The 18,349-nt window shown below is 35.5% G+C and carries 19 protein-coding genes and 1 pseudogene; 5 read left to right on the top strand and 15 right to left on the bottom strand.

From position 1 onward, the window contains the following. Nucleotides 1–54: 54 nt before the first annotated feature. Nucleotides 55–873, bottom strand: a complete 819-nt coding sequence (locus AAGD93_RS06395; RefSeq protein ID WP_341819353.1) for a hypothetical protein — start codon at nt 871–873, stop codon at nt 55–57. 49 nt (nt 874–922) lie between these two features. Here AAGD93_RS06395 and AAGD93_RS06390 point away from each other — a divergent pair. Both AAGD93_RS06390 and AAGD93_RS06385 read left to right on the top strand, forming a co-directional pair. Then, a protein-coding gene (locus AAGD93_RS06390; RefSeq protein WP_341819343.1) for an IS630 family transposase occupies nt 923–1,782 on the top strand; the annotation gives its coding sequence in 2 pieces (ribosomal slippage) (nt 923–1,247 and nt 1,247–1,782; 861 coding nt in all). A gap of 15 nt (nt 1,783–1,797) precedes the next feature. Continuing rightward, on the top strand, nt 1,798–1,923 hold the full coding sequence (locus AAGD93_RS06385) for a hypothetical protein (protein WP_341819352.1): 126 nt from the start codon (nt 1,798–1,800) through the stop codon (nt 1,921–1,923). Between the two features lie 71 nt (nt 1,924–1,994). On the opposite strand, the gene ccmE is transcribed toward AAGD93_RS06385, so the two are convergent. The 9 genes from ccmE to AAGD93_RS06340 form a co-directional block, all read right to left on the bottom strand. Next, a complete protein-coding gene (gene ccmE, locus AAGD93_RS06380; RefSeq protein ID WP_264338033.1) occupies nt 1,995–2,387 on the bottom strand; it encodes a cytochrome c maturation protein CcmE in 393 nt (130 codons plus the stop codon). Nucleotides 2,388–2,504: 117 nt separating this feature from the next. Beyond that, nucleotides 2,505–3,548 carry a biotin--[acetyl-CoA-carboxylase] ligase gene (locus AAGD93_RS06375; RefSeq protein ID WP_341819350.1) on the bottom strand — a complete coding sequence of 348 codons (1,044 nt, stop codon included), beginning with the start codon at nt 3,546–3,548 and terminating at the stop codon, nt 2,505–2,507. 4 nt (nt 3,549–3,552) lie between these two features. Further along, nucleotides 3,553–4,938, bottom strand: coding sequence for an NADH-quinone oxidoreductase subunit N (locus AAGD93_RS06370; RefSeq protein ID WP_341819349.1), 1,386 nt, complete (start codon nt 4,936–4,938; stop codon nt 3,553–3,555). Next, entirely contained in the window at nt 4,935–6,377 is a 1,443-nt protein-coding gene (locus AAGD93_RS06365; RefSeq protein ID WP_341819348.1) for an NADH-quinone oxidoreductase subunit M, read from the bottom strand. Before AAGD93_RS06365 ends, AAGD93_RS06370 begins: the two co-directional genes overlap by 4 nt. Before the next feature lie 3 nt (nt 6,378–6,380). Continuing rightward, a complete protein-coding gene (nuoL, locus tag AAGD93_RS06360; RefSeq protein WP_022626390.1) occupies nt 6,381–8,228 on the bottom strand; it encodes an NADH-quinone oxidoreductase subunit L in 1,848 nt (615 codons plus the stop codon). Nucleotides 8,229–8,232: 4 nt separating this feature from the next. Beyond that, complete coding sequence (gene nuoK / locus AAGD93_RS06355; RefSeq protein ID WP_006012916.1) at nt 8,233–8,541, bottom strand: NADH-quinone oxidoreductase subunit NuoK; 309 nt, start codon at nt 8,539–8,541, stop codon at nt 8,233–8,235. After that, the gene (locus AAGD93_RS06350) at nt 8,532–9,119 is read right to left on the bottom strand and encodes an NADH-quinone oxidoreductase subunit J (RefSeq protein ID WP_065094386.1); all 588 of its coding nucleotides are present in this window, start codon (nt 9,117–9,119) and stop codon (nt 8,532–8,534) included. The genes nuoK and AAGD93_RS06350 overlap by 10 nt, the downstream gene beginning before the upstream one ends. A gap of 73 nt (nt 9,120–9,192) precedes the next feature. Beyond that, the gene (locus AAGD93_RS06345) at nt 9,193–9,408 is read right to left on the bottom strand and encodes a hypothetical protein (RefSeq protein ID WP_341819347.1); all 216 of its coding nucleotides are present in this window, start codon (nt 9,406–9,408) and stop codon (nt 9,193–9,195) included. 39 nt (nt 9,409–9,447) lie between these two features. After that, a complete protein-coding gene (locus tag AAGD93_RS06340; protein ID WP_341819346.1) occupies nt 9,448–9,888 on the bottom strand; it encodes a hypothetical protein in 441 nt (146 codons plus the stop codon). Between the two features lie 322 nt (nt 9,889–10,210). Between AAGD93_RS06340 and AAGD93_RS06335 the strand changes: the two genes are divergently transcribed. Then, nucleotides 10,211–11,207, top strand: a protein-coding gene (locus AAGD93_RS06335) for an IS630 family transposase (protein WP_341819230.1) whose coding sequence is annotated in 2 segments (ribosomal slippage) — nt 10,211–10,672 and nt 10,674–11,207 — 996 coding nt in all. Because the reading frame shifts where the segments join, the coding sequence is not laid out codon by codon here. Here AAGD93_RS06335 and AAGD93_RS06330 read toward each other — a convergent pair. Beyond that, on the bottom strand, nt 11,204–11,332 hold the full coding sequence (locus tag AAGD93_RS06330; RefSeq protein ID WP_341819344.1) for a hypothetical protein: 129 nt from the start codon (nt 11,330–11,332) through the stop codon (nt 11,204–11,206). The genes AAGD93_RS06335 and AAGD93_RS06330 overlap by 4 nt on opposite strands. Nucleotides 11,333–11,381: 49 nt before the next feature. Between AAGD93_RS06330 and AAGD93_RS06325 the strand changes: the two genes are divergently transcribed. Continuing rightward, nucleotides 11,382–12,241 (top strand): IS630 family transposase gene (locus tag AAGD93_RS06325; protein ID WP_341819343.1). Its coding sequence is split into 2 segments (ribosomal slippage): nt 11,382–11,706 and nt 11,706–12,241, totalling 861 coding nucleotides; the frame shifts between segments, so codons are not numbered across the junction. 76 nt (nt 12,242–12,317) lie between these two features. Continuing rightward, nucleotides 12,318–13,049, top strand: coding sequence for a ComF family protein (locus AAGD93_RS06320; protein WP_341819342.1), 732 nt, complete (start codon nt 12,318–12,320; stop codon nt 13,047–13,049). A gap of 188 nt (nt 13,050–13,237) precedes the next feature. On the opposite strand, the gene AAGD93_RS06315 is transcribed toward AAGD93_RS06320, so the two are convergent. The 4 genes and pseudogenes from AAGD93_RS06315 to dnaK all read right to left on the bottom strand — a co-directional run bounded on the left by AAGD93_RS06315 (nt 13,238) and on the right by dnaK (nt 18,290). Beyond that, on the bottom strand, nt 13,238–14,797 hold the full coding sequence (locus AAGD93_RS06315; RefSeq protein ID WP_341819341.1) for a UDP-N-acetylmuramoyl-L-alanyl-D-glutamate--2,6-diaminopimelate ligase: 1,560 nt from the start codon (nt 14,795–14,797) through the stop codon (nt 13,238–13,240). Beyond that, nucleotides 14,772–16,005: pseudogene (gene metC, locus AAGD93_RS06310) on the bottom strand (cystathionine beta-lyase). The gene AAGD93_RS06315 and the pseudogene metC overlap by 26 nt, the downstream one beginning before the upstream one ends. A 7-nt stretch (nt 16,006–16,012) precedes the next feature. Beyond that, nucleotides 16,013–16,297, bottom strand: coding sequence for a BolA family protein (locus AAGD93_RS06305; RefSeq protein ID WP_264338780.1), 285 nt, complete (start codon nt 16,295–16,297; stop codon nt 16,013–16,015). Nucleotides 16,298–16,367: 70 nt separating this feature from the next. Then, entirely contained in the window at nt 16,368–18,290 is a 1,923-nt protein-coding gene (dnaK, locus tag AAGD93_RS06300) for a molecular chaperone DnaK (RefSeq protein WP_341819340.1), read from the bottom strand. Nucleotides 18,291–18,349 lie beyond the last annotated feature (59 nt).

Here is an 18,349-nt window from a genome sequence, read left to right as displayed (position 1 = left end):
CAATCTCCTCTGTCAGTTAACTCTCGTTCACCAGATTGAATCTTGCTTTTTACATCACATTAACTCATCACTTTTATAGAACATCTCATTAAAATCATTTAGAGTTCCAAAATCCTGACCCTTGATAAACAGGTGATCATTAGCAACATGTGCTTCATCAAGAGTAAACAGCTCGTAATGATGATTGTGAGCGGGCCTAACAATTTCATTATATAAAACCATTACTTGTTCGTAGTTATATCCATCGCCAGCATGATATTTACCACGTACGGTATCATAAAAATTCTTTACATCATCATATGTCACTTGCAGCTCCACCTTATACTTTCCCACTTCAAGAGGACTTCCTGTCTTTATTTTTAAGGGATGTTGTGAATTTGCAACACTGTTAGAAGTTTCTGCTTCAATATCAGAATTTTTATCCATATTTTCTATCACACTTGCCATAACAGTTTCTTGTTCATCTTCTGTTGGTTTTGTTTGTTTTTCAGTCTTATTACTGCTACTGTCAGTTTCCACAGTTACTTTTTTTACTTCTATATCTTTTTGAGCTTTCTCATTACTTTGCTTGTGTATTTCATCTCCATGCAATTTTTCCTGCAGAGCTTTTTTCGTATCAGCATAATCATCACGATTGCTTTGCAAAGCTGGTTTATAACTGCTGCTATCATCCGCTTGCATTTGATCTATATAGTTAGATTCTTCTTCCTGTATAGTATTTTTTGCGTTATCCTCACCAACCGTTCCTTTCTCCCCAGACTTGGCTTCACTCTCTACCACAAGTTCTTCGTCTACTTGCTCATCATCAATTGTAAATTCAGTACCTATCTGATTGCTATCTTCCTCCAATTCATTAGATATAGCTCTTTCCATAAAAGTCCGGATGTGATAGGATAAGGATAGATGATGATAAGGAGGTTGAATGCCAGCAGCATATAGTTATGATTTAAGAAAAAAAGGAATGGAAGCGCTAGACGAAGGAGAAAGCAGAGAAACAGTGGCAGCAAGATTTAAGATTGGACGAACTACTTTATGGGAGTGGCAGCAAAGAAGAAAAGAAACAGGAGACTTTCAATCAAAAAAACTTGGAAATGGGGGTTACAATCACAAAATTACCGACTGGGATACCTTTGCCAAATTTGCCAGAGAACACGGAGGAAAGACTCTATCGGAAATGGCTAAACTTTGGAACAACGTTAGTATCCAAACGATCTATCGAGCCCTTAAAAAAATTGGATTTACGCGCAAAAAAAGACATATGGATACAAGGAAAGAAACGAAGAAAAACGTGCTGAATTTTTGAAAATTATAGCGACAAAAGAACCTAAAAACTTAGTGTATATAGATGAGTCTGGCATTGATAACACCGAAGACTACCCCTACGGATATTGCCAGAAAGGACAGCGGTTTTATGCCTTAAAATCTGGAAAGAAAACTCAACGAATCAGTATGGTTGCAGCCTTAAGTGGAAGAAAGATAATTGTTCCGTTAACCTTTGAAGGCCACTGTAATATGGATGTTTTTAATGGATGGTTTGAGCAATTTTTGACACCGATCTTGGAACCTGGACAGACTGTCATTCTTGACAATGCTACTTTTCATAAGTCTGATAAGATTATCGAGCTTGCTAAAGGGGTTGGTGCAGAAATTTTGTATCTGCCGCCTTATTCTCCAGATTTCAACAAAATTGAGCATCATTGGTTTGCTATAAAAAAAAGAGCCAGGAAAAACATTCCTCTATTCGAATCCTTTCGTCGTGCTGTTGATTCTGCCTTCCTATGACCTGTTCGGACTATTATGAGAAATGCTATAAATGACATGCTAACAGAAGAAAGGGGTAAGCTTGACGAGCTAATAAAGGAAATTAACGATTTAAAATCTTCGCTAGAACCGCCACCAATGGATGCTCCTGAATTCATATAAGAAAAAAAGTAATAGCCCACTGGGCTATTACTTTTTCCACATACCATTTCAATATAGCTGAATCAAGGAATCTATTTTAAAACTTTCGGCATATAGTTCTCATCATGTTTTGCAAACACTGTATCTGCAAGAAAAGTACTATTATCAAACATTTTACCTTGCACAACAACACCACTTTTTTCTGAAAACATTGGTGGAAGTATTCCCTGATATTTCACCATAACGCTCTTATTAAAATCTGTCATTTGAAAAATCACTTCACTTTCGTTGCGTATCACGCTATTTTCAACAACCATTCCACCAACACGGATTAGTTTTTGACTATTTGGTAAAACTATTGCCTCACTTACTGTATAGAAAAATGAGATATTTTCTTTGAGCGTTGTTAAAATAAAAAAAACTGCACAACTTAAAAAGCAGAAAATTCCTGAAGTTATAAGTAATCGCTTATGTTTCTTCTTCATTATTATCTTTCAGGCTTTCTAGAATTTTTTTACTTTTAGTATAACAAGAAATGGTAAAAATTAGCTCTCCAGCAATCAGCGTGAAACTAATAAGGTAAGCAAAAATTACATATGTATTCATAATGCATTATCAATAAATAACTCACCTGCATCAAAATAAATTAAGCTTCCATCCTTTTGCTGCAACACCAATTTACCACTTTTATCTATATCAGCAAAAATTCCTTCATACAATTTGTCAGCTAACTTTACACTGATTTGCTCATTCATTTTGAATGCTTTTTTTAACCACATTTCTCTTATAGCATAAAACCCATCAAGTAGCCATTGCTTTCTTAGCTTATTAAAATTTATTATTAATTTCTTTAACAGATCTATGTTAGACACAGACTCACCGTAATTGCTAATGCACGTTGTTCCTGGAAGTGGTGCATGACTGACATTAATTCCAATTCCTATAATGAGCCAATTCGAATTGGATCTTTTTTCAAGCAATATTCCACTTATTTTCTTGCCATCGATTAGAATGTCATTTGGCCATTTATACTGGAGATTTAGACCATTTATAAATGACAGTATAGTATTTCTAACGGCAAGAGCAGTAACAAAAGTCAATTCTGTTAATTTGCTAACTTGATTCATTAAACCTCTTTCTGTCATCCCAGTATTTTCCCCAGTGCTTGACACATAACTATGCGAACATTGCAATTTGCAGGTGGTATGTGGTGTCATTCCAGTGCGTGACACTGGAATCCAGTTCTTATTACACAGTTGCCTGATGTGCCCATTTGTAATTAAGTTTTCTGGATCCCAGTGTCTGGGCACTGGGATGACATCATCCTTGGTGGGAATACCACAACGTTTGTACAGTTGTGTGCTTGACCATTCTTCTTTTTTTCTAGATTCCAGCGTCACGCGCTGGAATGACACCGAAAGCTGGCTTTCATTCAGATAATCGTTAAAGAGGTTTATCACCAAACTCGCATAAAAATTACCCTCTGGAGAAATCCAGTTTTTTCCAGTGCGTCCTCTACCCTCTGTTTGTTTGTCAGCAATAATAACGGTTTCATTTGATATTCCTCTCCCAATTAAATCCAACGCTTCTTTATTAGTGCTTGAAACTTCTTTGTAATGATGAATATAAAAACCCTCAGGGATCACCTTGTCAGCCCTTTAGTTCAATGAGTGAGTAAAGATCTTCTACATACAAGAAAAGAACGAGGTTGATCAGTGAAGCCACTGAAGTGATAATGAATAGACCCTTAGAATAAGCAATCTTATTACCACTAGCTTTATCAAAATACATAACTTTCATGATATTTAAATAATAGTAGCATGATATCACACTCGCTATTACAAGGATCAAGGACAGGCTGATAAAGCCAGAATTTATTAAACTTTTGAATATAAAAAATTTAGCGAAAAACCCAGCAAGTGGAGGTATTCCCGACATTGAGAGTAACAGCACAGAAAGATGAAATGCTACAATTGGGCGTTTCTTCCCTATACCAGATAAATTTGCAATATCACAATCGTCATCGTCAATTTGTACGAGATATGAGAATAGCCCTATGCTTGTGATGATATATATCACCAGATACATTAAGGCACTATCTGTTCCTGCTTGTGTAAAAATAGAAAGTGAAGCAAATATAAAACCAATGTGACCAATTGAACTGTAAGCAAGCAGCCTTTTTAAGTTTTGCTGACGTAAGGCCCCAAAAGCTGAGATAAGCACAGACAATGCTGAAACGTATAAGAAAATAGGCTGAACATAACTTTTTACATTTACTAACTCTTCATTCATCAATCGAATTAAAAATGTTACAAGTGCAGCTTTTGGGGCCGTAGAAAAAAACGCAGTTACTATGGTAGGTGCACCTTGATAGACATCTGGAGCCCACATATGAAAAGGAGCAATAGCAAGCTTGAAACACAAACCAATTAGGACAAAGACTAACCCAAAAACTATTCCATAAGTTATCTGATGGTTTTGCAAGAATGAACCGAGCTCAGAGAAATTGACTTGTCCTGTATATCCATAAAGCAGCGACATTCCATATAGCATAATGCAGGAAGATAATGCACTGAGTGTAAAATATTTCACTCCTGCTTCACATGAATAAATCGAATCTTTATTAAAGCTCGCAAGAACATACAAAGATATACTCATCAACTCAAAAGCTAAATAAAAAGAAATCAGACTATTTGCTGAAACCAAAGTTATCATGCCAAATAGCGCAAAAAGAATCAGCATTGAAAATTCATATTTATAGTCATATTTTGATAAATTCAGCAGCAAAAGTATTAAAATTCCTGTGGTAAGAATCAATCCTTGAGCTAATCTGATGTATAAATTGAGTTTTAACAACGAATTAAAGAGAAAAATTTCATTGTTTTCTGCCGAAATAATTAAAATAATCAAAGTTATCACTGTGCAGCCAAGTGCTAATAAGTTGATAGTTTGGCGGTTAAATATAATCCCAAGCAGCAGCAACACTAACGAGGAGATAATAGAGAACGTTTCCGGCAATATCTGTATATAATTCATAGCGCATTATATTTGACTAACAAATTTGCCATACATGGCTTCAAATAATTCAGTGCAAGGGTTGGGTAGAATCCAAGCAAAATAACAAACACTGCAAGCAGAATTAAGACAGAAAATTCTATGCTATCCAAACGGTTATTTAATAATTTAGAATAGCTAACCCCCCATATTATTTGCTTACATAAATTCAGCATATAAACTGCGCTTAAAATAGTGCCAAGTGCGATAAATCCTGTAAAAAACCCTATGCTCTTAAACATTCCAATCATAGCCAAAAACTCACCTACGAACCCAGATGTTCCAGGTAGCCCTATTGAAGCCATTGAAAATAAAATGAACATAAAACCAAATTTTGGCATTGTGTTTACTATGCCAAAATATTTTGCAATCTCCAAAGTCCCAGTTCGAGTATATAGCATTCCAACACATAAAAATAAAGCAGCAGAAATAAGGCCATGACTAATCATTTGAAATATGCTACCCAGTACTCCTTCCTCACAAAATGAAAAGAGGCCAGCGGTAACGATCCCCATATGTGCTATTGAAGAATAAGCTATTAACTTCTTTATATCATCTTGAGCAAACGCAACTAGCGAAGCATATATCACCGCAATAATGCTCAGCACAACAACGAAATTTGAAAAATACAAACTTGCCTGAGGAAGCATTGGAATAGAAAACCTTAAAAATCCATATCCCCCCATTTTAATAAGCAAGCCAGCTAAAATCACAGATCCAGAAGTTGGTGATTGCACATGTGCATCAGGAAGCCAAGTGTGAAATGGAAACATCGGTACTTTTATTGCAAAAGAAATAAAAAATGCAATCCACAGCAATGACTGCACTTCAAGATCAAGGTTTGGCACTAATGTAGCTAATTTTTGTATATTAAACGTCCCAAAAGTGCTATAGATGTACACCAATCCAAGTAGAAATAATAATGAGCCAGTTAATGTATAAAGAAACAACTTAAACGTTGCATATACCCTGTGTTTTCCTCCCCAAATGCCAATAATAAAGAACATTGGTATTAAAACAGCTTCAAAAAACACATAAAAGCTTATAGCATTCAGTGAAACGAAAAAACCGACTACAAAACTCTCAAGCAGTAGAAATAATGCCATATATGGCCTAAGGGTTGTATAACTCATTTTGCAGTTGTAGAGTATACAAATTACAAACAAGAAAGTTGTAAGCAGAAGGAAAAGCAACGATATACCATCTATCCCTATTCCAACATTTCTAATTGGGTAGCTGACAAACTGAAAGTCCGCATCGTTATAATCAAATTCTATACAAGCTACAATGCTAAGCAAAAATGGAAGTACAGCAAAAAATAGAGCAAGGAATCTTAAGTGTATAGATTGATGATTAATCCTGATTAAGGATAAAATCAACGCTCCTATCAGTGGAAGCAAAAATATACTAAGTAACAACACCTTCTATTTAATTCCAATAATATATAAAGCACCGATTATTAAAGTAACAAACATAATAAATGCATAATCAAATATATAACCAGTTTGTAACTTTATAGAACTTTTTGAACATTCATTAACCAACCTTACAACACCATTTGGTCCAAATGAATCAATAGCCTTAACATCAAACTTCCATAGAAGCCTAGATATAAACCTTATCGGTGCAATTATAACAAACTCATACACCTCATCAAAGTACCATTTATTCTGCAAAAACTTAAGTAAAAATTTACTCTTAATTTGCCTAATTACTTGATATTGGTAAATTAGGTACGCAAGTGCTATTCCACTTAGACTTGCTAAGGTTGGCAGTAGTTTTATAAAGAAATTATGAACTCCATGCTCATCAATCATCACTAAACTTGATTTCCAAAACGCATTACTAGTTATGTTCAAAATATTTGCTCCCCATATTCCAGAAAATACTGATCCAAAAGCGAGTATCAGTAATGGTATAAGCATAATCTTTGGTGCCTCATGTATATTAATTTTACTTTGTTTTTGGCTGTGGAACACAAGAAGCAATAACCTCCAAGAGTAAAACGCTGTGAAGAATGCAACAACTAAGCTTATTACAAAAGCAAAGCTATCCGTGCTATAAGCATGTTCAATTATCAAATCCTTTGAATAAAAACCTGCAAATGGGAATATCCCAGAAAGCGCAAGAGATCCAATCCACATGAGAGCGTAAGTGCAAGGGATTTTCTTCCAGCAATTTCCCATTTTCTGAATGTTTTGCTCATGATGCATTGCATGAATCACATTGCCAGCACCAAGAAATAGTAGAGCTTTAAAAAAAGCGTGTGTCATTAAATGAAAAATAGCAACATTGTAAGCAGAAAGCCCACATGCCATGAACATATAACCAAGTTGACTGCAGGTTGAATAAGCAATTATTTTCTTTATATCGTTCTGAGTAATTGCAACGGTGGCTGCAAAAAAAGCAGTGAGTGCTCCAACGATAACTATTAATTCTCGTGCCACATTTGATAACTCAAACAATGGAGAACACTTTGCTACTAAAAATATACCTGCTGTTACCATCGTTGCTGCGTGAATAAGTGCAGAAACAGGAGTTGGCCCTTCCATTGCATCTGGCAACCAAACATGTAAACCAAGCTGTGCAGATTTACCCATACAGCCAATAAAAAGTAATATGCATATTATATGAGTTACTTTGAATTCACAGCAGAATGCCCTAATGTTCTGCGTGCCAAGAAGATCAGTTGTGTCAAAAACTTCAGTAAAATTCAAAGAGTGAAATGTATAATAAATAAGAAAGATTCCAATCAATAGTGCAAAGTCTCCTACCCTATTCACAACAAATGCTTTAATTGCTGCATTATTTGCAGAATATTTTTGGAACCAAAATCCTATGAGTAAATAAGAACATAGGCCAACCCCTTCCCAGCCAAAAAAAAGCTGCACGAAATTATCGCTTACAACCAGCACAATCATGCAAAACGTAAATAGCGATAGGTAAGAAAAAAACCTCGACTTCCCCTTATCATGCTCCATATAACCGATAGAGTAGAGATGTACTACCAGTGAAACGGTGGTAATAACAATAAGCATTAAGGATGAGAGAGCATCCACACTAATTGCCCAATTTACTTTTAAGATGCTCAATGAAAACAAAGGAAATAAACTCAAGTGATAATTTTCAGAGAAGGTGAGAAAAACATACCAAGATAAAACTGCAGATATTCCAATCCCTGCCGTTGTAACTAACTGACTTTTTCTAAAAAGTGCTGCAAATAGCGAACCAAAAAGTGGCAAAAATACTATTAATTTCAGTATATCCATCATACTTTCATTCTTTCATTAAATTTGCTTGTTCAACATCTATATTGCCACGGCTTCTATAATATACAACCAATATTGCAAGCCCAACTCCTGACTCTGCTGCCGCAACAGTCAACACAAACATCACAAAAATTTGCCCAACTATATCATTCATAAAGGCAGAAAAAGCAACTAAGTTGATATTAATTGCCAGCAATAATATTTCTATTGATAACAATATATTGATTATGCTCTTACGGTTGATGAAAATACCGCACACTCCAATAGTGAACAAAACAGCAGCAACTATCAAAAAGTGATTTAATCCTATTTCCATTCTACTCCTTTTCCAAATTTAGCCTTAATCAATTTTACAGATGAAGATTGTGTCAATTGCTTTAATACATTCTGTTTTTTAACTCCTTTTTTCTTGTCCTGCAAAGTAAGAGCAATTGCACCGACAATTGCAACAAGCAGCAGAATACCAGAAAGATGAAAAGCGTACATGTAGTCGGTATACAGCAAATTACCAATAGCTTTCACATTATTGGTATTATAGTTTATAACATTGCTTATATTCGGTGCTGAGCTGCGGATTACAAAGCTGATGACTAGAAAAAACACAACACACAACATAGCACCAAGAGTGCAATGCTTTGCAAAACCCTGGCGCAACCTTATGTAGTCAATATCGAGCATCATAACTACAAAGAGGAACAACACCGCAACCGCACCGATGTATACTATCAGCACCATCATAGCAATGAATTCAGCTCCAAGGAGAATAAAAAGCACTGCAGAGTTAACGAAGGTGAAAATTAAAAATAATACTGCATGCACAGGATTTCTTACACTAATTACGCATACAGCAGATAAAATGCTAAGAATTGCAAAAAAATAAAAGAAAAAAGGCATCGATACTTTAACTGCAACAATAGTTACTAATTTAAAGTAACTATCGTGGTAAAGTCAATACTAAATGCCTACCTTATGGATGAACTTGCGATTGTGATTTTAAACATTCAGGAGTAAGGACATTCTTAATTGCAGTACACGTACTCACATTATGATCCTTTTGCTTCTCTTCACTGACCTTTTCACAAAATTTTCCGATACCATAACCCACCAGTGCACCAACAACAGTGGCTGCAATAAATACTGCAACAGCAACAATAGCAGGAGCTAAAGTGGCGGCTCCTATCACCGCACCACTACCTAAAGCACAATAAGCTCTACGAGCATTTTATTTGCTTTTAGATTTTTGTGAAATCTCTTCTATTATTTTAAGTTTTTCTGCTACTAAATCACTACCTTGTTGTTTTTCTTCATCATTTAACTTACCAAATTTATATAAAATCTTTGAAGTGCATTCTAAGCATTGTCCAACAGATTGCACATATTCTTTTAGTGCATCTATTGTTACTCCTTCATTAAAGTATTCTCTCAAGGTATCATGATCAAGACGATCAAGTTCCCACATAAATGAAGTATGTATCTCATTGATTTGCTTAATAAATTCCTCAGAGGGCTCCTTTATTTGTTCAACATAATAACTTATTATGTCAGTCGTTTTTTTAACTGATTCAACATTATGGATTCTTAACTTTTCCACAGATGTTAAAGACATAATAACTATCCGTTCTTCAAGTGAAAGTTTTCTTTGCTCATCAGAATTAGTAGGCATATTTTCTCCTATTTACTATACTTAACATACAATAATTTTAACTAATATTTTCACAATTGTCAAATTTAGGCGTCCATTTTTCTCAAAGTTCAAAGTACACAACAAAAACTTTACAGAGTGCAAGTAGTAAAATTCTTGACAACTTTAATTTATTAATGCATAATATATGTATATTAATAATCAGCGGTAGCTCAAAATGTACAACATATTTGGTTATTTCAAAAGCAACAATAGTTCTAATACCAATTCCCGCTACACAAGTAACGGATAGACAATAATAGAAAAAAAGCCATACTGAAGTAAGTAAAGTAGCGAGGTTTAAATGGCATTAAGATCAAAATTATTGGATGAAAAAGTGGTGGGATCAGCAAAAGAAATGCTGAAGAAAGTAAGAAATAACGCATATGTTGCAAAAAAACTAAATGCTGTAATTGCAGCAAAAAAGCACAGTATAACAGCCGTAGCAAAGATATGCTGCATTTCAAGAAAGGCACTTACTGCATGGATAAAGCACCTAAAATTTGGCAGAGAAGAAAAATTATTTGCTCCGCCTCAACGCCGTAGAAAAACTATATTGAATCAAAGTCAACGTGAACAAGTTGAGGTGTGGATAGAGGAAAACCCCAATATTACTATAAAAGAAATGAAAATAAGAATTCAAGAAAAGTTTGGTTTGAATATCAGCAAATCTACAGTACACCGTAATATGCAAAGAATGAAATTCTCATATATCACACCAAGACCAGTGCATAACGGACAAGATAAAAGTAAACAAGAGGAATTTAAAAAAAAATCTTAATGAAACTATTGTCATGTATCCTGAAAAAGAGCTATTTTTCTTGGATGAATCGCGGTTTGGCACACATTCAAAGATTGGACACGGGTGGTTTAAAAAAGGCATTAGGACACAGGTTAAGGTAAAACTAGGTAGGCAAAATTTTTATCTCTATAGTGCAGTTAATCCCAGAAATGGAGAAAGTTCTAGCTCAAACGTCAATACTGATTGTATGAATATATTCCTTGAGCAGATGTCACAATATTTAGGAACAAGGGAGGCATTTCTTATCATGGATTGTGCTAGTTGGCATAAGTCAAAAAATTTAAAAGCACCTAAAAATATCGACATTATATACCTACCACCATACTCACCTGACCTCAATCCTGTTGAGAGGTTTTGGTTATATATAAAACAGAACATTTTGCGTAACAAAATCTACGACACAATTGCTTTGCTTGAGAGCGCTTTGTGCAAATTTATTACCTCTCTTTCTCACTCCACAATTAAAAAACTCTGCAATGCCGCTTATTTGATTCACTAGTAATGAGAATTGGTATAAATTACCACTTTATGCAGTTTATGTTGTTGAGAAAACTTCCCTTCCCTTAAAAAAAAACCGCTAGAATGGATGCTATTAACGAATCTTTCAGTTATAGCTCTTTCCATAAAAGTCCGGATGTGATAGGATAAGGATAGATGATGATAAGGAGGTTGAATGCCAGCAGCATATAGTTATGATTTAAGAAAAAAAGGAATGGAAGCGCTAGACGAAGGAGAAAGCAGAGAAACAGTGGCAGCAAGATTTAAGATTGGACGAACTACTTTATGGGAGTGGCAGCAAAGAAGAAAAGAAACAGGAGACTTTCAATCAAAAAAACTTGGAAATGGGGGTTACAATCACAAAATTACCGACTGGGATACCTTTGCCAAATTTGCCAGAGAACACGGAGGAAAGACTCTATCGGAAATGGCTAAACTTTGGAACAACGTTAGTATCCAAACGATCTATCGAGCCCTTAAAAAAATTGGATTTACGCGCAAAAAAAGACATATGGATACAAGGAAAGAAACGAAGAAAAACGTGCTGAATTTTTGAAAATTATAGCGACAAAAGAACCTAAAAACTTAGTGTATATAGATGAGTCTGGCATTGATAACACCGAAGACTACCCCTACGGATATTGCCAGAAAGGACAGCGGTTTTATGCCTTAAAATCTGGAAAGAAAACTCAACGAATCAGTATGGTTGCAGCCTTAAGTGGAAGAAAGATAATTGTTCCGTTAACCTTTGAAGGCCACTGTAATATGGATGTTTTTAATGGATGGTTTGAGCAATTTTTGACACCGATCTTGGAACCTGGACAGACTGTCATTCTTGACAATGCTACTTTTCATAAGTCTGATAAGATTATCGAGCTTGCTAAAGGGGTTGGTGCAGAAATTTTGTATCTGCCGCCTTATTCTCCAGATTTCAACAAAATTGAGCATCATTGGTTTGCTATAAAAAAAAGAGCCAGGAAAAACATTCCTCTATTCGAATCCTTTCGTCGTGCTGTTGATTCTGCCTTCCTATGACCTGTTCGGACTATTATGAGAAATGCTATACTTTAGCTATACTATATAAATTATTTTATAATATATTTAATGAGTTGTGAACCTTCTCTTACTAAAAAAAGCTACAAATCTCATATTTCCAAGCGTATGCGTAAGTTGCGAATGTATCATTGATGAAAATCTTAATCTGTGTAGTGAATGCAACAAAAAAATCAATTTTCTAACTAAGCATTACTGCAATGTTTGTGGCGTAGTAATCTCAGACAATATTTATACGTGTGGTAAGTGCATCATCAATCCTCCACCGTTTAAAGTATTAAGATCAGTTTTTGCTTATGATCAACATAGTAGAAACATGATTATAAATTTCAAATTTTTTGATAATTTGAATTACGTAAAAATCTATGCAAAGTGGATACACCAAGCTAATCAGGATACATTTCAGAACGCAGAGATCATAATTCCTATACCGTTACATAAAATGCGCTTGTTTAAACGTAAATATAATCAAGCAGCACTGCTTGCAAAAGAATTGAGTAAGTTGTCCAATTTATCCTATACGCCATTTGCAATAAAACGCCTTCGCCATACTGCGCCTCAAGCTGGTCTTTCACTTAAACAGCGTGAAAAAAATTTAAAGAAGGCTTTTAAAACAAGCAACAAGAAAATTATCAAAAATAAAATCGTGATATTAGTTGATGATGTGGTAACAACCGGAGCAACTGTAAGATCTTGCTCTCAGGAAATTTTAAACTCCGGTGCAAAAGAAGTGAGAGTGCTATCACTTGCAAGAACGGTAAATGATTGGACCTCTTGCATAAAAAATTAGCAGTCAGTGTCATCCAAGTAGCTTGACTACTTGGATCTATTTTTTTCTAGATTCCAACGCCAGCGTCACGCACATAGCTGTACGAACATTGTTTGCCAAGGAGGGTGTCATCCCAGTGCTTGACACTGGGATGACATCACTTTTGCTTCAATATTCCCACATTAGCGGAGGTAAGCCCATTGCGAAAATCAGCAGGTTAAAACGTGATTTTTAATAACTTCAACATCACTAAATTCAAAAGTTTGGTTGCCTATAATTTGAAATTTCTCATTTCCCTTTCCTGCAACTAGCAGAATCATACCCTCGTTATAGGCAATATCTACGCCTTTCTCTATAGCTTCTCTCCTACCTCCTATCTCCAGTGCATCAGGGCAATGTAGCAAAATATCGTGGCGAATTTTTGCCGGATCTTCATCACGCGGATTATCATCTGTAATTATTACTTTATCTGCATACATTTGTGCTATTTTGCCCATTTCTGAACGTTTCGTTTGATCACGATTTCCACCACAACCAAAAACTAGAATTATTTTTTTATTGAAGTGCCATTTTAAAGATAATAGGGCTTGTTTAAGCGCACTTGGAGTGTGCGCGTAATCCACAAATGCAAAAGGTTCTACTTTCTCCATTCTTCCCAGTGGAGAAACGAGTTTGCCTATAGATATTTCTCTGTAATTTAATCCAGATATACCAATTGCACATAGCAGGTTATATGCCTGAAACTGCCCCAAAATTTGGAAAAACGTCTCATGAATTTCATCACCAATTTTAATTGTCAGGTATTGACCATCAGGAGTTGGTATCTGCTTTAATAAAGTAATGTTAGAGCTTTTTTTCCCATAGGTTATAACTTTATTACCACGTTTTTCAGCTATCTTAAGCAATGCACAGTATTCATCTATATCCGCATTTAAAATCGCTGTTTTTCCTTCTGGTAATACCTCGTAAAACAGCCTTTTTTTAGTTTCTAAATATTCACCAAGATTTTTATGGTAATCTAAATGATCTTGCGAGAAATTAGTAAAAGCTGCAGCACTCAACTTTAATCCATGGATTCTGTATTGATCAATCCCATGACTTGATGATTCCAACACTAAGTGTTCTACACTTATACCACGCAATGTTGCGTAAAGGTCTTCTGCACCTGGAGTGGTAAGGCTGTTGCTATTACCTTTTCTGCCATTATTGATGCATGTTCCAAGTGTTCCAATAGACGCAGCATTATAGCCAGAGTTTTGCCAGATCTGGCGGCAAAATTCTACTACTGAAGTTTTACCATTTGTACCAGTTACAGCAGCAACATATTTGGGCTGTTTGAATTGATAAAACCTGCTGACTATTTCGCTGTATATTTCTTGAGGGTTTAGGTGTTCAAGCACTGCAAAACCCGGAGTATTTGTCATGCAAGTAGCTGACACTGGAATCCAGTTTTTATTATACAATTGCTTAGTGTGTTCATTTACAATTAAATTTTCTGGATCCAAGTAGTCAAGCACTGGGATGACATCTTTCTTGGTTCCTTGTATCACAACGTCTACACAGTCGTGTGCGTGATACTGGGATCCAGTAGGAAAAATCTGGATACATGCTGGTTTTCTAGATTCCAGCGTCACGCGCTGGAATGACACCGCAGATACACAAACAAAAAGATAACCTTCCTTTACTCTATTGGGATTACATGTAACGCCCTTGATTTCAATATCAAAGTTAACATCAATAATGTTATGCAGTAATTCTCTCAGTTTCATCTGCCAGTTTTAGTGTTCAAACATGGCAACCTTGCTAATGCAGCATTTAAATCAGAGATTAAATCTTCAGGATCTTCCAGTCCACAAAATATCCGTATAAAACTTCCACCATAATCTGAATTCATTACAGATCTTGACATAGATCTACGATCTATTGGTAATATCAAACTGTCACACCCTCCCCAAGAAGCACCAATACTAAAAATTTTCATATGATCAACCATGCAGCTTAGTTCTTCACATGAATATTCTCTATCCAGTATTATACTGAATACGCTACTTGCTCCTTTGAAGTAACTTTTCCATAATTCGTGTTGAGGATGGGAGGGAAGTGCTGGGTACAAAACTTTTTTGATTTTTAAATGTTTTTCTAGCCACTTTGCCACTTCCATTGCTGTATTTTGGTGCCTTTTTATACGTGTGTGCAGTGTTCTTAGTCCCCTATGTGCAAGGTAGCAGTCGTGCGATTGAATGGTTACCCCATAATTTTTATGGCTCTCATAAAGCAATTTAAAAGTTTCACCTTCAGCAACCATAGCTCCCATCACTAAATCTGAGTGACCGGCTAGATACTTTGTCACCGCATATAGTGCAACATCAACTCCATAATCAAGCGGCTTAAATAACAAAGGAGTGGCCCATGAATTGTCACAAACGGTTACAATTCCACGTTCTTTAGCAACTTTTACTATATGCTCTATATTCGAAATCTCAAACGTTACAGAACCAGGAGTCTCGATCATTATCAATGAAGTATTACTCTGAATTAAATCAGTTATATCCTGTGTTGGATCATAAAAAGTTACTTCTGTTCCTCTTTTTGGTAGCTCATTTCCTGCAAACCTCCTAAGCCTATAATAACTATTATCTTGAATTAAAACGTGCGAGCCTGCTTTAGCGAAAGTTAGAATAGCAAAAGTAAGTGCAAATAGTCCGGAAGGATAAATAAGCGCTTGTCCACTCCCTTCAATTTCAGCCAGTGCATTTGAAAGATAATGAACAGTAGGAGTACCAACATTACTGTAGCTATAATCCCTTGCAACACCATCGTTGATTACATCGTATATACTTTCTCCATTTGCTGCATTTAAGTAGTCCTTGTAAGTAGGAAATAATATGGTAGAAGAATGATAAACTGGCGGGTTCATAGAACCTTTATAGTCATTAAATTTTCTTCCTGCTTTAACTAATATAGACTCTTCCTTCACATTTTTATTATTTATTTTTTAAATTGTACTCATTTTGCGTATACAAGTGAAGAGAAATTGCATGTATTAGCTCTATCTCACCCTTCAATAACTCATAAATCAACTTGTGTCTTTTTAGAACGCTCATTCCAATAAAGCCGTCAGATATTAATATTAATTTAATGTGCGAAGGTAATGTTGAAGATGAAGCAAAATAATGATCAGCATGCTTTGCTGATTCATCGATAATGTTGATATCAATTACATCTATCGAATCGCGTATCTTTTCTTCTATTGTTTTAATAATATCCATAATGGTTTCTTTAAGCAACAATATGCTCCTCTTGTCATCCCAGTATCAGCTACTTGGATGACAATCGCAATTACTTATTCTCTTCTTTATTATCTATGTCTTGATAATCAGAATCTACTACTTTTTCCTCTTTATCATTTGGATTTCCTTCTGATGAAAAGCCATTTTCAGCACTATTTTGTTGAGATGCTTGATACATAGCTTCTCCAAGTTTCATAGATAATTGAGAAAGATTAGTGACTTTCTGCTGTATTGAATCAGCGTCATCAATGTTATCAGATTTACTAACTTCTTTTAATTCGTTAACTGCATTTTCAATAGCAGATCTATCTTCTGGTGAAACTTTATCACCATACTCTGTCAGAGACTTTTCTGTAGAATGGACTAAGCTATCCGCTTGATTCTTCACTTCAATAAACTTTTTGCGCTTTTCATCTTCTTGCGCTTTTTCTTCAGCTTCTTTTACCATGCGATTTATTTCATCATCAGATAAACCACCTGAAGATTGAATGCGTATTTTTTGCTCTTTTCCAGTAGCTTTATCTTTTGCAGAAACGTGTGCTATTCCATTTGCATCTATATCAAATGTCACTTCAATTTGTGGCCTTCCGCGCGGAGCAGGAGGTATCCCTTCCAAACTAAACTGACCGAGTAGCTTATTATCAACTGCCAGTTTTCTTTCACCCTGATGCACCTTAATTGTAACAGCTGTTTGGTTATCTTCTGCAGTTGAAAACACCTGAGATTTTTTAGTAGGAATTGTAGTATTACGCTCAATAAGTGGAGTGAATACTCCTCCTAGAGTTTCAATACCAAGAGAAAGTGGGGTCACATCAAGTAGTAACACATCTCTTACATCACCTTGAATGATCCCCGCCTGTATTGCAGCTCCAATTGCTACAACTTCATCAGGGTTAACTCCTCTATGTGGATCTTTGCCAAAGAATTCTTTAACTTTCTCTATGACTTTTGGCATACGAGTCATGCCACCAACAAGAACCACTTCGCCAATTTGACTAGCAGATAAACCAGCATCCTCAAGAGCTTTTTTACAAGGAGCCATAGTTCTTTCGATTAAATCATTCACTAAGCTTTCAAGTTTTGCTCTCGTTAATTTCATATTTAAGTGTTTTGGACCACTTGCATCAGCTGTAATAAACGGTAGATTTATTTCCGTTTCCATTGCACTTGATAATTCAATTTTCGCTTTTTCAGCAGCTTCTTTGATTCTTTGCATAGCCATTGGATCATTTTTCAAATCAATGCCATTACTTTTCTTGAATTCATCTAGTAAATAACTCATTACTCCATTATCAAAGTCTTCACCTCCAAGATGAGTGTCACCATTTGTAGCCTTTACTTCAAAAACCCCTTCACCTATTTCAAGTATTGAAACATCAAATGTACCACCACCAAGATCATACACCACTATTGTGTGTCCATGTTTTTTATCAAGACCATAAGCAAGCGCTGCGGCAGTCGGTTCATTTACTATTCTGAGCACATTTAATCCAGCGATTTTTCCTGCATCTTTTGTTGCTTGACGTTGAGAGTCATTGAAGTATGCTGGCACTGTTATCACAGCATCTTTTACTTCCTCTCCAAGATAAGCTTCTGCTGCTTCTTTCATGTTTTGTAGTATAAATGCACCAATTTGGCTAGGAGAGTATTCTTTATTATCAGTGGTTTTAACCCATGCGTCACCATTTTTTGCTGCAAACACTTTATACGGCACATTTAGATTTTTCATTTCAGAATCACCGTATTGACGGCCTATTAATCTCTTAGTAGCAAAAAAGGTATTACTTGCATTGGTGGTTGCTTGCCTTTTTGCTGGAGCACCAATCAATTTTTCTCCTGATGAAGTAAATGCAACTATAGATGGAGTAGTTCTTGCTCCTTCTTTATTCTCTATTACCTTTGTATCTTTGCCCTGCATTATTGCAACACAAGAATTTGTTGTCCCGAGATCTATACCTATTGCTCTTCCCATAATGAGTACCCCATTGTAAATATTATCTGATGTAAGAATATATAAGTATAGGACTCATT

It is taken from the genome of Wolbachia endosymbiont (group A) of Brachyopa scutellaris, assembly GCF_964026995.1.
Lineage (GTDB): Bacteria > Pseudomonadota > Alphaproteobacteria > Rickettsiales > Anaplasmataceae > Wolbachia > Wolbachia pipientis.
This window is presented reverse-complemented; position numbering and strand designations above follow the sequence as displayed.